This window comes from Pseudomonas sp. IPO3778 (assembly GCF_013386825.1).
Classification (GTDB): Bacteria; Pseudomonadota; Gammaproteobacteria; order Pseudomonadales; family Pseudomonadaceae; genus Aquipseudomonas.
Window position 1 is genome coordinate 197,327 of sequence record NZ_JACARC010000041.1, and the last position, 15,016, is coordinate 212,342.

General features: G+C 56.5%; 12 protein-coding genes. 3 read left to right on the forward strand and 9 right to left on the reverse strand.

Translation table 11 applies throughout. The features are described 5' to 3' along the window. Positions 1-110: 110 nt before the first annotated feature. From HX855_RS22305 to fimA, 9 genes are all read right to left on the reverse strand, one after another. Entirely contained in the window at positions 111-2,261 is a 2,151-nt protein-coding gene (locus HX855_RS22305; protein WP_177086096.1) for an ATP-binding protein, read from the reverse strand. After that, positions 2,261-2,887, reverse strand: coding sequence for a response regulator transcription factor (locus HX855_RS22310; protein WP_177086098.1), 627 nt, complete (start codon positions 2,885-2,887; stop codon positions 2,261-2,263). Before HX855_RS22310 ends, HX855_RS22305 begins: the two co-directional genes overlap by 1 nt. Before the next feature lie 156 nt (positions 2,888-3,043). Next, positions 3,044-4,216: an EAL domain-containing protein gene (locus HX855_RS22315; protein WP_177086100.1), complete on the reverse strand. Its 1,173-nt coding sequence runs from the start codon at positions 4,214-4,216 to the stop codon at positions 3,044-3,046. 163 nt (positions 4,217-4,379) lie between these two features. Beyond that, positions 4,380-5,318, reverse strand: a complete 939-nt coding sequence (locus HX855_RS22320) for a fimbrial protein (RefSeq protein ID WP_177086103.1) — start codon at positions 5,316-5,318, stop codon at positions 4,380-4,382. A gap of 14 nt (positions 5,319-5,332) precedes the next feature. Continuing rightward, positions 5,333-5,833 (reverse strand): fimbrial protein, encoded by a 501-nt coding sequence (locus tag HX855_RS22325; RefSeq protein WP_177086105.1) that lies wholly within the window; start codon positions 5,831-5,833, stop codon positions 5,333-5,335. An 11-nt stretch (positions 5,834-5,844) separates the two neighbouring features. After that, positions 5,845-6,369, reverse strand: coding sequence for a fimbrial protein (locus HX855_RS22330; protein ID WP_177086107.1), 525 nt, complete (start codon positions 6,367-6,369; stop codon positions 5,845-5,847). A gap of 23 nt (positions 6,370-6,392) precedes the next feature. Beyond that, a complete protein-coding gene (locus tag HX855_RS22335; RefSeq protein WP_177086110.1) occupies positions 6,393-8,981 on the reverse strand; it encodes a fimbrial biogenesis usher protein in 2,589 nt (862 codons plus the stop codon). 130 nt (positions 8,982-9,111) lie between these two features. Beyond that, positions 9,112-9,804 carry a fimbria/pilus periplasmic chaperone gene (locus HX855_RS22340; RefSeq protein ID WP_177086112.1) on the reverse strand — a complete coding sequence of 231 codons (693 nt, stop codon included), beginning with the start codon at positions 9,802-9,804 and terminating at the stop codon, positions 9,112-9,114. Between the two features lie 85 nt (positions 9,805-9,889). Continuing rightward, positions 9,890-10,435, reverse strand: coding sequence for a type 1 fimbrial major subunit FimA (fimA, locus tag HX855_RS22345; protein ID WP_177086114.1), 546 nt, complete (start codon positions 10,433-10,435; stop codon positions 9,890-9,892). Between the two features lie 529 nt (positions 10,436-10,964). Here fimA and HX855_RS22350 point away from each other — a divergent pair. From HX855_RS22350 to HX855_RS22360, 3 genes are all read left to right on the forward strand, one after another. Then, positions 10,965-12,350: an MFS transporter gene (locus HX855_RS22350; RefSeq protein WP_177086116.1), complete on the forward strand. Its 1,386-nt coding sequence runs from the start codon at positions 10,965-10,967 to the stop codon at positions 12,348-12,350. Between the two features lie 117 nt (positions 12,351-12,467). Continuing rightward, a complete protein-coding gene (locus tag HX855_RS22355; RefSeq protein ID WP_177086118.1) occupies positions 12,468-13,802 on the forward strand; it encodes an OprD family outer membrane porin in 1,335 nt (444 codons plus the stop codon). Positions 13,803-14,020: 218 nt separating this feature from the next. Next, entirely contained in the window at positions 14,021-15,010 is a 990-nt protein-coding gene (locus HX855_RS22360; RefSeq protein ID WP_309139801.1) for a LacI family DNA-binding transcriptional regulator, read from the forward strand. Positions 15,011-15,016: the final 6 nt, after the last annotated feature.

The window sequence follows — 15,016 nt, forward strand, 5'->3', positions numbered from 1 at the left end:
TAGGATCGCTCCTAATAGGATCTGGAAAAACTCCCTGTGCGAAACGGAAATTTCCGACACAAACAGGAAACTTCCGCTTCGTCATCCAGGCAAATTCGCCCCCCCGGATCTCACGTCAGGGCAATCAAGGCAGCCTTCAATGCAATCATGGCCTGCTCCAGGGCCAGGGTGGCCGCGGTCACTTGCTCCGGCTCGGCCTCCTCGCACGCCGCCTCCAGCTGCGCACACCGAATCAGCACGTTCTGCGCACCGACAATCCGCCCACCACCCTTTATACGGTGGGCCAGCGTTGCCAGCCCTTCGACGTCCTTGTTCGCATAGCATTGCATCAACACGCTCATGTCCTCTTCCAGGCTGAGTGCCAGGTTATTGATGATGGCGTTGACCGAGTCTTCGTCGCCCCGCGCCAGTTGAATCAGCGAGGTAAGGTCCAGGTTGATCCCCTGCCCTATCATCGCGATGGGCGCTTCATTCGGCTGCGTCAGGGGTTCGATGATCGACATCCGGGCGCTCAGTTCTCCGAGCCGGATGGGCTTGAACAGGCAGTCGTCCATGCCGGCATTCAGGCACCGCTGTTTCTCCTCAGGCTGTGCGTTGGCGGTCAAGCCCACGATGACGCAGGGTTTCGAGCCTAGGCGCTGCTCTTCGTCACGTATCGCGCGGGCCAGTTCATAGCCGTTCATGATGGGCATATGGCTGTCGGTGATCACCACGTCATAGGCACCCTGGCGCCAGGCCCGCAGGCCGTGTGCGCCATCTTCCGCGTCACTGACGTCATGCCCCAGGTACGTGAACTGCTGCGAAAGCAGCAAACGGTTTGCCGGATAATCGTCGACCACCAGCACACTCAAGCGCTTCGCTCGAACCACTGGCGCGATGGCATCCAGCACAGGCGGGCCAAGGTTTTCAAGAATCGGCAAACGCAATGTCACGTCGATGCGGGTGCCCCGGCCCAGTTCGCTGGTCAAGGTCAGCCGCCCGCCCATCATCTCGCACAGCGTGCGGGAAATCGCCAGCCCCAGTCCCGACCCGGTACGCATGGCTTCGCCCGGCTGGCCAACCTGGGTGAAGGGGCTGAACAGCAGCGCCTGATCTTCTGGTGAAATGCCAATCCCGGTGTCGATCACGCTGAACGTCAGGTCCAACTCCGAGCCGTCCACCACCGGGGTGCACCGCAGGAAAAAACGCACCTGGCCTTTAACGGTAAATTTGATCGCATTGCTCAACAGGTTCGACAGCACCTGCTTGATCCGCATGGCGTCCACCAGCACTTCGCAATCGGCCTGGGGGTCGAGTTCAATCTGCAGTTCGAGAAATTTCTGCTGCGCCACGCCGTCAAAGATGCGCGCGACCTTGAGCACCTCGTCGTGCAGGTTGGCTCTCTTCGGCGTCAACGTCAGTTGGCCGGACTCAATGCGCACGATGTCCAGGATGTCACCCAGCAAATCCACCAGGCTGTTGGCGGCGCTGGAGGCAATGTCCAGTGAGACCCGATCGATAATGCCTTGCTCGGCCCGTTTGGTGGCCATTTCGAGCATGCCCAGCACGGCGTTCATTGGGGTGCGGATTTCATGGCTCATGGTGGCCAGGAATAACGTCTTGGCGGTGTTGGCGTCGTCGGCCTCTTTTTGTGAGGCCTTTAACTGAATCATCAGCTGCTCGCGGTCGCTGACATCGACCCACCCTGCAATCACCCCGACGACCCGTCCACGGGCGTTGAAACATGGGAAAATCCAGTAAAAAAGTGCCAGCGTTTCACCGTAGGGCGCCACCAGACTGCCACTGCCGATCAGCGGAATCCCATCGCGTATGACCTTGAGGTAATGCTCATGGTACTGCCGGGACTCGGACAGCGGCATGAGTTGCAAGTCGGTGATGGGCTTGCCGAGGACCTGGTTCAGGTCCATGGCCAGGAAATCCAGGTAGCTGTCGTTGCACGCGACCAGGCGGCCCTTTTGGTCACGGATGAATACCGGCCGCGGGACGTCATCGATCATCTGGCGCATGTTGGCGACAAACGTCGCCAGGACCCTGCGGGGATCGTCGGTTCGGCGCCGCCACAGCAGCCCGCCAAAATGCCAACAGAGGATAGAACCCAGCCCCGCCAGGGCCATCCCCCAATAAAGTGTGGACCGGCCCTGGGTACGAACCACCATGTCGAGTTCAAAATCAGGGGTACCGGCAATGTGCGGTTCCGCCTGTACCAGTAACGGCAAACCGGCCATCAGCAACGCGGCAACAATCGTTTTAGCGGACTTCATCAGATAATACTGTTGCGCTTGGCCACTTCCGAAAGTGACACGACGGAGGTCACTTCAAAGCGCTCCAACAGCCGCGTCTTGTAAGTGCTGATGGTTTTATTGCTGAGCAGCATGGAGTCGCCGATTTCCTTGTTGCTGAGCCCCAGGGCCAGGTGCTTGAGGATCACCAGTTCGCGATCCGACAGGTTTTCGATCACTCGCGCTTCATTTATCTCGACGTCACTGCGCCGGACCGAACCGATGGCCAGATTGGGGAAATGCGTATAGCCTGACATCAGCACTTTGACGGCCCGGCGCAGGTCATCCAGGTCGTCGATTTTCGAGATGAAGCCGGCAGCCCCCGCACTCATGCAACGCTTGAGGTACAGGCTGGCCTCCAGGGACGTCAGTACCAGAATGCGCGTGGCAATGTTCAGGTCGACAATGCGCCGGATGACTTCCAGGCCGTCGAGTTTGGGCATCGAGATATCCAGTACCACCAGGTCGGGCAATTCCTGACGGGCCTGTTGTACCGCATCAGCACCATCGCCCGCCTCTACCACCGTTTCGAAACCTTCCTGTTTCAGGACCATTTTGACCGTTGCCCGAACGATCGGGTGGTCATCCACTACCAGCGCCTTGCGCATATCTATCTCACTTATTCTGTTTATCTGGGCACAGATCACGAAACGAGAAGGCATAGAGAGAGGCAAGCGACTACACCGGCAGAGTCTAGTCCAACCGCATCGAGTCTCTGTTGATTATTTTGCTCTTAATACGCCGTCACGTTCAGATTGACTCAGTCATTCCAGCCATTCTTTCAAGCGGCTTGCACTCATGGGTTTGGCCAGGTGAAAACCTTGTGCAAACGTGCCTCCCATGTCTAAGGCCTGGTCACGTATTGCCTGGGTGCTGACGCCCTCTATCACCAGGTTGATCTCCAGCGCTCGGGCCAGCGCGATCGTGCTGAGCATCATGGCCCTGCTGCGCAGATCGGACAGATCCTGGACCACCGAACTGTCGAGTTTCAACTCCTGGAAAGGCAGCTGGCACAGCAGCGTCAACGAGGAGAATCCCGTGCCGAAATCATCGATGGACAGGTCGCATCCCAACAGCCGCAAACACAGCAAACTTTTCTGGGTAACCACCGGCATATCTAGCAGGCCGTTTTCGGCCAACTCAAACATCAACGCCGAGCCTGGCAGATCGTGCTCGATCAACGCATTTTCGATGTACATCGCCAAATCGAAACGGGCCAACTGCGAGGCATGGAGGTTGAACGCAACCTGCAGCGAGATGTTACGCCCACGCAGGGAGACCAGCAGATCAAGCCCTTGGGCAAAGACCTGCTTGAACATCTCGTCGATCAGGTCGTAAGCCAGCACCGCCGGCAGAAATTCGCCGGGCAGCAATAACCCGCGGGTTGGGTGCTCCCAGCGTGCCAACGCCTCCACACCGCACAAGGCGCCCGAGCGCAAGTCAAACTTGGGCTGGAACCACGCCTTGAATTCTCGCGACTCGAGGGCATTTCTCACCTCGGACTCGGTAGGCAACTTGAATCCGTCGAGGGTCAACAGCGGTGCAAAGGTTCTGTGCTTGAGGTAAACACGCAGGATCGAATCCAAGGCTTGCCGAGGCGCATCATCTCCTAGCACACCGATCAGTCTGATCTGTGAGGACTGATTGATACATTCCAGCGCCCGCAAAAACTGGGGCTCAAGCGCCGAACCTAAAATCAACGCATTGACCAGGCGTGCACGGCCTGCCGCCATCAGGAAATTGAAACAACCCGGTTTCTCGTTGCTCAAGTCACAGATGACCACATCCACGCCTTCGGCGCGGGTGATGAGGTCCAACGCTTTATCACCGTCTGGCGCGAGGAAAATCGCACGCACACCGAGCTCCGTCAACGCGCGGGTGATGACTTTGCGACGCGGCAGGCGGTCCTCGAGGACGAGAATTCGTAAAGAAATCATGTTGGTACAGACCCTGTTTTCATTGGGGCCATGCTGCCGTCTTTATTGGCGAATTACGAAAGCCGTTTTCCTGCATGCCGCACGGAAATTTCCGAGGGTATGGCAGAAGGCTTTTATTCGCCGGCTTCGACGCCCAGGTCGATGAGCCTGCCAGTGCAGCCGTCTACTGATAAATGAACATTACGCCGATCAGGGACTGCACATTGCCTGCGACGACCTGTCCATTGGTTCTCGCATAGGACGCCGTCATTCCAAGGTCTACGGGGCTGGTTCCAACCAAACCCAGTGAGATATTGTTGTTGGTCGCAATGACGCCAGTACGACTTGATAGCTGCACGCCAATACCCGTTGCGGGGGATGCGGAGGCAGTATTACTGAAGATGGTGTTAGCGCTATCTGTCGTAGTGCCTGTCAGGTAATAGGAGATATTTACACTTTGATCACAGTGTATGCTTAACGGAATTTCCGCAGTTCCCGGATAATCTGGTAGGGTTATCGTCATGTTATTTGATGAAACATCACAACCTCGCGCGTTAAAACTGACGTCGTTTTGAGCATATATATTCCACGTAATGGGTAAAGTCTCTTGATAAGCACTGTTAGGTCCTGCCGTTGCTCGACTCGCCATAGTAAATGTGGCCAGCAACTGACCTGCATTGACTGTGACTCCAGGCGCACCATCAGTAGCAAACTGCAAAGCCAGCATGAGACTGATTTTGTTATAAAGGTTTGTCTGATACGACTCTGAAGCGGTGCTTCCCATAAGAGGGAGATCATACCAATTAAAAAAATTAATAGAACCAGAAAAACCCACAAGACTTGGGGACAGACTGGCGTTCTGAATTCTCCACAGATCGTCTCCCGGAGGAAGCACACTTGCATTCCCGGTGGCAGAATGACTCTCACATTGTATATAGTCTCCTAGATAAATAACAAAACGGTCCCCGTAATAGATAGGTCCCACATGTACATAGACATTAAAAGTTCCTCCTTTAGCATCCGATGCCTGCACTCCCGGCGCTTGGCAATTTACAGCATAAGCGCTTTCTGACAAGAACAGTGCGAGCAACAATAATAGTGTGGCACCACCGTTTATCTTCATATTTTCCACCATGACTAGGAGTACGTATACGCTACATTAATATTGACCTGAATACTGCCTTGCGTTGCATTGCCCTTGACGGATAGCACGCGAAGATGCAGCAGCAGGTTTATCGACTGCGAATCATCTACCTTGACCATAGTCGAGTTACCGTTATTTAAAATGTTCTCATTGGCATCCCGCAGCTCCACTTGAAGATTGAGCGCATCCCCCTGGTTTGCGTAATAGCCCGTGTCGTCAGCAGCCCCTGTAAATGTGGCTGTCACGCTTGATGTTCCCACAGGGCAGTTCGTCAAATTCAGCATCACGTTGTGCCAGCCCGAAGTTGATCCCGCTTGAGCAAAATCTGGGGCAAACAGCTCCTCCAATATAACGGCTGCTGGCGGAGTTGAGACCGTACAAGGCTTCGCCACAACGCGCCCGTTGACGGTAATATCCACGTCTGCCGCATAGGTGTTCACGCCCCCGACAACCAGCAATAACCCCGTCAACAGCGCAGACTTTATACCGTTCATTCCCAGCCCCTTTATTGAAACTCTAGAGTGAAATCAGCCGTCGCATTCACAACTCCCGCGGTTACAGGGGAACGTGTTGCCATCAGGCAGGCATAAAACCCCAGCGTATTTGATTGGCCAGCGATCAGGTTGGTCCAGCTGAGTGACTGCATGCCCGACTTTAACGGGATTGAGTTTTTGTTACTGTCCAGTATCTGTATGCCCATGCCACTTGCCGCATTGACGCCACTATCAAGTTTCAGCAGGGCGTCATTGTCATTATCTGAAACTCCACCGTAGGTAACCTTCACCGCTGTTGTTGAACCGCCGCATTTGTCAAAGACGATCTTGAACGGCGCTGGAACGGTAGTTGCCCCCACACGACTGAGCTGTTTTGTCGCGTTGTTCATCAAGTCCACAGTAAAGTCTCTGGAGTCGACTGAAACTGAGCAGGTATTGTCTTTAAGATACCCCTTGATGGTGATCACAGTGTCCGCTGCGTAAGCGTTACTTACGAGGCAGGAAATCAGGCACAAAAAAGCAAAATACTTGTTCATGGGTCGACTCGTTCCTGTTCCGATTAGCGACATTCCGCAGAGGCATAACTCAAGGCCAGCGCCTGGCTTTCAGCCGGTAGGCTGTAGGTTGCGGTGCATCGTTCGTTCGAAGCATCGCCCCACCTCACGTTGATCTGCCCGGTCGGCGACAGCCCGGTCAGATAAACTTGCCCATCATCAGCCACGATGCTCCCCGCGAGGCCCTCGCCGTAAGACGCGATTGAGCCGAACGGTACGGGCTTGTCGTTGTGGTTCAGCGTCATCAGGACCTTCATCCCGACGCGAGCTTTGAAGTCGGCGCGCACGACCGCCCCGCGCGTTGGCACGACGCTTAATATCGGGTCTTCCAGCTCAATGTTGTTGGCCAGGGAGTTGGTGTTCAGGGCGATCCGGTTTTCACGATAATCCACCGCATAGGGGAGCACCGCATACCCGCGCCAGTCGGTCCGTATACCCGTCTGGTTTTCGACTGCGACGTGATCCGCCCCCGGTACTTTTATCAGCACCACGGTGTCGTTCAACGGCTGGCCGAAGGTCACGCCGTCCGCATGCGCCAATACGCCACCGCTGAGGCCGTAATACACCTGGCTGTAGTCTTCACTGGTGCTGTAGCCAATGTTGGTATTGCCATAAGGGCCGCGGTAGTTCAGTGCAGTGTTGCCGGTTTTCGAGACGTCCTCGTTACTGCCGTTGGCGTATCCTGTCTGCACGCTATAACTGAGGTTGTTATCGTCCAGCAATGTGCCATAGAGCCCGGCCGTGCTGGCGTCCCGACCTTTTAGATCACTGGATGTATTGAAGCTGGCATTGGTCCTTTTAAAGGAGGAATAACTGTCCGAACGCATCCAGTGGCTAAACGGAATACTGATGTTGAAAGCCAACTGCTGATCTTTATTGTCTGCCCAAGCGCTCTTTGTCAGGCTGTAGTTCATTCCCCAACTGATGTCTCCTATTGTACTGTTGTACCCGAGTTGGAGTTGTTCGTCTGACTGCCCCGTTCCCCAATAGCTCTGCTGGCTACCGGTTAAATACATCGTGGAAGTCTTACCCATCTGTTGCGTCAAGGTGGCCTGGAAGCGACCCCGTTTGCTGTAGTTCAGGTTGTAGAAATCAGTGATTTGCGGCGCTATCTGAATAGACTGATCCTGGTTGACCACCGTGAAGCCACTCATGCGGCTCCAGGCCGTGTCAGCCAGGGTGTAGAAGTTTTTCGTCGAGTAGCGGTAGCCCAGCAGTTGCAGGTTGGTACCCCACTGGTTAACGGATTTATTGTAAAGAAACCGCAGCGACTGCCCCTGATGCTGGGTGTCGTCAGACAACGTTGCGCGGGCCTGGGTCAGGTCGGCCGATATCGCGCCGAGGTCGCCCAGGTTCTTACCCACGCCAATGTTCAGGGCGTCATAGTTGTTCGAGACCTGCGTGCCTCCGAAGACCGTCCAGTCATGTGGCAAGCCCCATAATGCAGTGCCCTGAAGAAACTCCGGTTTGTCTTGCTGCGTGTTGCCGCTGCGATACTGCCCCGCTGTCAGCGAATACTTCACTTGACCTTCACGCTCCAGCATCGGCACAGATGAATAAGACACCGTGTACGTCTGTGTTGAGCCGTTAGCCTCTACAACAGTGACCTGCAAGTCGCCGTTGGTGCCGGGCGCATAAATGTCGTTGATGGTAAAAGCCCCCGGGGGTACTGTCGTCTGGTAGATTTCATACCCATTCTGCTTCACCGAAACCTTGGCAGTACCTTGCGCTATACCGCGTATAACAGGTGCAAAGCCTCGTTGACTGTCCGGAAGCATGTTGTCGTCCGAGGCAATTTGGACACCTCGGAAGTTAATGCCATCAAAGATATCTCCAGCGGTGTAACCGTCACCCAGGGTCAATCGGCTGTGCCACGAGGAAATACCCCGCTCCAGATAGGTGTTGGTGTGTTGCCACTGGCTCTCCGTTACGCCCACGCCATGGCTGTAACTCCACGTGCTGGTGTCTCTCAAGCGCCAGGCGCCCAGGTTGAGGCCGCTTTGCAGGCTGAGGTACGAATAGTTGGACACCCCGCCCTGCTGGCTGCGTACTTCGCTGCCGGTGTAGTTGTAATTAAGCAGGCCCGCCGTAATGCCGTCATCCCATAGCTCAGGCGCAATGTAACCACGGGCTTGCCTGCCCATGAATGCCTGGGGAACACTGAGGTAAAGCCGCTGCAACCCAACATCAAACCTACTGGAGGCATCGGTGATAAGCCGTGTAAAGGGAACACAGGCGGTGCTCTTCATCGCCACAATATCGGGCACGGCTAACGTATTGACGCCGAAGGACGAGAGTTGAGCGCGCGTGAGGCACGGTTCCAGTTGCTGCCCATTGGCGCTTTTATCAAAGGTAATGTCCCGGGTCGTGATGTAACCGTCATTCATGTAGATATCGACTCGGTAGGTGCCGGGAGGCGCCTCCAAGCCTTTTTCAAAGCCGGATAGATCCGCGACTGATGCAGGATCATCGGACAGGAATCGAGGATTGAAATAGTTGTCTGCACGCGCAGAAAAAACGGGGCCTACCAGAAGCAATGCCAAGGGTGACAAGAGTAATCGTTGAAGTGCTGAATCCCGGGTTCCATTTTTCATTTTGCGTTATCGCCAGTTATATAACCCAGGTACGACATAGCCCCTCCCGCACAAAAAACTTCCATGCTAGCTCTGGATTTACCCGCCTGATGCAAGATCCATAATCAAGGGTTTATTAGCGCAACAGTGTTTACTGAAGCGCTCCCTTCATCACTGCAGTCAACGCGCCGTAATCGTTAATCGTTCGATAAGTAATCGAACTGCTTGTACTGCCAGACAGGTCCACATTCACAAACCCCATTGGCGGAACCATGGTATTTTCCAGTGCCTGTGTGCCGGCGTTCAGCTCCGTGATGGTCAGGAAGTAAGGGGTTGGATTAGTAATAACCAGCGATTTTCCGTTGCGCTTGAAGGTCAACTTTCCCGGCGCGTCTTCCGGGGAGATGCTGAGGGCGCGTGGGCGATACAGGAGCTTTATCCGACTGGTAATCGCCAGTTGCAGGGTATTGTCTTTTTGTTGCGCCTTTTCTGCAGAAGGGATTGCCTTTACGTTGATCCAGAATAAACTTTCCCGATCTTTCGTCAGGCTACTGTTGGTGGCATCGACAATGCGCAACGTATTGTCTTTTTTTCCCTGCATCACAAACAACGGCGGTGTAATTATAAAACGACCGTCTTTCTTTCCGTCACTGTTCTCCACCCATGACTGGATAAGAAAAGTGTCTTTATCATTGCTATTGCTTAAGCCTAACGACGTTTGCTTCTGATCGGCAGGGTAAATAACGCGCGTCGCACCAAGGGCCACGCCTGCTTCCGCGCGATTGGCGAGTACAACCACCGCCAACACGATCAGGGCTCTAGTTGTCTTTGTAGTCATCATCATTTTTTCACGTCAATCTTGTAGGCGAACACGAATTTTCTGCGAAAAATGGCCTCCTTGGCCTGCGCACATCCCTGTCAACGGGTTGTTACTGGTACTGCACTTTAAAGTTGGCGTTGGCGTTGGCAGTACCCGCAGTGGCTGGGCCTGTCGCGATGTAACGTGCCTGGAACGGCAAGGTGTTGGTGCCATCACTCAGGGTCAACTGCTTGCCGAACGTAGCGCCGTCGAACGTCATAGGCGCACCTGCGCTGTCCAGTACCTGGACGCCGACGTTGGTGGCAGAGCCGGCTGCGGAGCTCTCCAGAGCCAGTGCCAGGGCGTTGGTAGGATCAGTTACACCGGTGAAGGCGACGGATGCTTGACTTGAAACCTTGCTATCGCAGTCATTCAACTGGATATTAAAGCCAACAGGGGTGCTGTACTGGCCGCTCGCGCTCAGTGCTGTGGTTCTTACCTGGCCCAGTTGTACGGTTTGGTCAGCAGAGCCCGTATCGACGGCACAGGCAGCGTTAACAACTTCACCTTGAAAGTGAATGGTACCGCCATTAACAATGGTTGCATCGGCGTGAGCCACGCCAACTGAAAGCAGTGAGGCAGCAATCATGCTGTTAATCAGATTAATTTTCCGCATAAATCTAAACTCCATATTTTTGGGGATTCCAGCGCTTGGTATAAGTCAACTCAAGCACACGAACTATAACGAGACAGTTCCGGAATAAGAATGGAAGGAGGTCCCTCCGGTTCTTGTGAAAGTTCTGGGGTTTAAAGCGATAGTTCGGCACGCAGGAGAAATTTCCGCACACGTTCCGGGAAGACCGTATTACGACTATCCATGCACTTTCAGCAGTTCATCGGCGAGCTATTCAGTACCCGCAGCACCACCGTTTAGTCCGACGCGGCCGGATCGTATTACAACGAAACCCCTGTCGCCCCCGCCGCTGCTAATCAGCGCTACCTTGCGCACATCCACCGACAAATCTGTCATTCGACTGCAATACAACCCTGCCTAAGATCCGGCCATGGATGTCCATGATCGGCCTTTGGGGTTTACCCCGGGCCGATTTTCAAGGCCAGTTATCTACGCGCGTAGATAGCTGTAGAAACAGAGCAAACACACCTAATGGTCATGTCCGGGCCTTCCTTGGATCAGGAGTTTTTTGATGTCAACAGTTGCAAGTGCTGCTCAACCCGATGCGCCTGTCGCATGGGGCGCAGCGGATGAAAGCCTGATAACCCCGCAAGGACGCCGGGAGTTGTATCGCGCCACCCTCGCCTGTTGGCTGGGCACGGCAATGGAGTATGCGGACTTCGCCCTGTATGGCCTGGCGGCGGGCCTTATCTTCGGCGATGTGTTTTTCCCCACTGTGTCGCCTGCCATGGCGTTGCTTTCCACCTTCGCGACCTGGTCGGTGGGGTTTGTGGCGCGGCCGATCGGTGCGCTGTTCTTCGGATGGCTGGGTGATCGCAAGGGCCGCAAGGTGGTCATGGTCTCGACCGTCGTGTTGATGGGCGCTTCCACCACGTTGATCGGCTTGGTCCCCAGCTATGCATCCATCGGTATCTGGGCGCCGGCATGCCTGGTACTGCTGCGCTTTACCCAGGGCTTTGGTGCAGGCGCCGAATTGGCTGCGGGCACGGTAATGCTGGGCGAGTTCGCGCCCGCCAAACAACGGGGCCTGGTGTCTTCGGTGATTGCCCTGGGCTCCAACAGTGGGACCTTGCTGGCTTCATTGGTGTGGCTTGCCGTGGTGCAAATGGATCAACAGCAACTGCAGGACTGGGGATGGCGCATTCCGTTCCTGTGCAGTTCGCTGATTGCCCTGGCTGCCCTCTGGCTGCGGCGCAACCTGCGGGAAACGCCGGTGTTCGAACTTCGAAAGGCTCAATTGCAAGCCCAGCGCGATAGCGCCCTCACCGCCCCGGTACAGCCGGTTGGTTTCTGGAAAGGCAGCCGGGCCTTTCTGACCATGGTCGGCCTGCGCATTGGCGAGAACGGCCCTTCTTACCTGGCGCAGGGGTTTATCGTCGGCTATGTGGTGAAGGTGCTTGCGGTGGATAAAACTGTCGCCACCCAGTCCGTGTTGATCGCGTCGATCCTCGGCTTTGTGATCATCCCCTTGGCGGGCTGGCTGTCTGACCGGTTCGGTCGACGGATCGTGTACCGCTGTTTCTGCCTGCTGCTGATGCTCTACGCCTTCCCGGCGTTCATGCTGCTGGATTCCCGCGACCCGGCCATTGTCATGACCACCATCGTGGTCGGCATGGGCCTCGCGTCCCTGGGTATCTTCGGCGTACAGGCGGCCTGGAGCGTCGAGATATTCGGCGTGAAAAACCGCTACACCAAACTGGCCCTGGCCAAGGAGCTGGGCTCGATCCTCTCGGGCGGTACCGCGCCGCTGGTGGCGGCCGCGCTGCTGACCTGGACCGGCCACTGGTGGGCGATTGCCGGGTACTTTGTCGCCATGGCCGGGATCGGTTTCGTGACGACCTTTGTCGCCCCGGAAACCCGTGGGCGCGACCTCAACGCGCTGGAAGATGCCCTCTAGTTTCACCCCCCTGAACAACCACTGACGCCTCGCAGAAAGGCGCAAACCCGCACGACGGTTCAACCACCAGTCGGGCGAAGCCATGCCTGTAAATCGGCAATCCATAGGAGCATTGACATGAAACGGTCCACCCTCGCACTGGCAGTGACGACCAGTATCCTTGCGCAACAAGCACTGGCCGCAGGCTTTATCGACGACAGCACGGCGTCGGTCAACGCGCGCACTTTTTACCTTCGCAGTGATAACCCGAACACCCCGGGCGTTGATCAGAACGAACTGACCCAGGGCTTCAAACTCGACTATCTCTCCGGGTTTACCCAAGGCACCGTCGGCTTCGGTCTCGACGTTCAAGCCATGCAGGCATTCAACCTTTCCGGTGGTACCCAGCACCCGAGCGCCAGCACCTCGAACTCACTCGCGCCGGTCGATTCGGACGGCACGCCGGTGGACAGCTGGAGTCGCCTTGGGGCCAATGCCAAGCTTCGCGTGTCCAAGACCGAGTTCCACGCCGGCAGCGGGTTGTCGCCGAACCTGCCGATCCTGGTGGCCAACGACGGCCGGTTGCTGCCGCAAACCTTTGAAGGCGTGACGGTAACGTCCAAAGACATCGATAACCTGACGATCAATGCGGGGCAACTCAACCGCTCCACGGGGCGTGCGTCGTCCAACGCCACAGGGTTGGCCATTGCCGGTGGCACCCAGGACAGCAACTCATTCACCTATGCCGGCGCCGACTGGAAAATCACCCCCACCACCACCCTGCAGTACTACCGCGCCGACCTGAAGGACTACTACACCCAGGATTTCCTTGGCCTGTTGAACACCACGCCGCTGGGTGAAAACGCCCGCTTTAAAACCGACCTGCGCTACTTCAACAGCCAATCCCAGGGTAAAAACGGCACCACCGGCTACCTCTTCAACAACAACGGCGGCTACGCCAGCGAACCGGGCAAAGTGGATAACACCACCTGGAGTGCGGCGTTCACCTACTACCTGGGCGGCAACGCCTTCATGCTCGGCCGCCAGCAGGTGTCTGACTCCGGCGGCACCGTGTACTTGAACCAGGGCAACGTGGTGGGCGGCGCCGGCAACAGCGAAGGCAACGGCGGCGCCAGCGTGTACCTGATTACCGACGTGATGGATAACTCATTTATCCGCGCGGGGGAAAACACCAACTTTGCCCAGTACTCCTACGATTTCGCCGCGCTGGGCGTGCCCGGCCTCTCGGCCTCGGCGCTGTACCTGCATGGCGACAACATCCGCTCCGTCGACGGCGCCAGCCGCTACTCGGAGTGGGAACGTGACATGCGCATCGACTACGTGGTGCAGAGCGGTCCGTTGAAAGGGCTTGGCACCTCGTTGCGCGAAGGCAGTTTCCGCAGCGGCATTCCCAACGTGGGTGCGGTGGACCAGGCGCGTGTGATCTTCAGCTACACCTACGCGATCTTCTGATCCTGAAGGGGCTGCGGGTGACTAAACGGAGCCGTACACAGGTCATCAAACTGAAATAAACCAGCAGTGATAATGCCGCCCATCTCAGCCCCTTCTCTTGCCGCAAACATCTACGCGGGTAGACCCGTTACCGGGTACCGCCCGCGTGCCCATCGACTCACAGGAAATGGCAGGTCGCTTTGACAAAACAGTATCCCACCCGGGCCACACGCGATGATGTGGCCCGCGAAGCAGGAACCTCGGTCGCGGTCGTCAGCTATGTGATCAACGACGGCCCAAGGCCTGTCGCCAAAGCCACGCGCCAGCGCGTACTGGATGCCATAAAACACACCGGTTACCGACCCAATGGCGTCGCCCAGGCACTGGCCTCGGGCAAAACCCGCACCTATGGGCTGGTGGTTCCGAATATCTCGAATACCTTCATCGCCTCTTTCGCCCATGCACTGCAACAGGAAGCATTGGACAACGGCCTGGTCATCCTGCTGGGCGATTCCGGTGACTGCCGCAAGCGTGAGCTGAACCTGATCAACAACCTCCTGAGCCAGCGGGTGGATGGCCTGTTCTACACCAGCGTCGACCGCCACCCGCATATCGAGCTGATCCAGGCCAGCGGCACGCCGTTTGTGATGCTCGACCGGGTCAACCCCAGCCTGGCCGTCAATATGCTGCGGGTGGACGAGCGTGGCGCTGCACGTCAAGTCACCGCGCATTTGCTGAGCCATGGTTACCGCGAGGTAGGCATCATTTGTGGCCCGCTGGAAATGCTCAACGCCCAGGACCGCTTGAACGGCTGGCGTGACGCGCTGGCGGACTACGGGATTGAGGAGCGTGCCGAATGGAGAGTGCCCGCCAGCTACACCCGACAAGGCGGGTATGACGCGACGCAGCGCATGTTGGCCGACGGCCCCCCGGCCCGCGCGCTGTTTTGCTCCAACGAAGCACAAGCCATCGGCTGTATTCGGGCCCTGTCGGAACGCGGCATAAAAGTCCCCGAACAAGTAGCCCTGGTGTGCTTTAACGGTACCGAGGAGTCGGCGTTTTATGCCCCATCACTGACCACCGTGTGCCAGCCCGTGCGGGAGATGGCCAAAGCGGCCATTGCCATGCTGCTGGCCTGGAATGGCGAGGTGAAGCTGCAAGAGTTTTCTCACCGTCTGGTGATTGGTGAGTCCTGCGGATGCGGCGCTGTGCAAACACCGCGAGTCTAAAAAAAA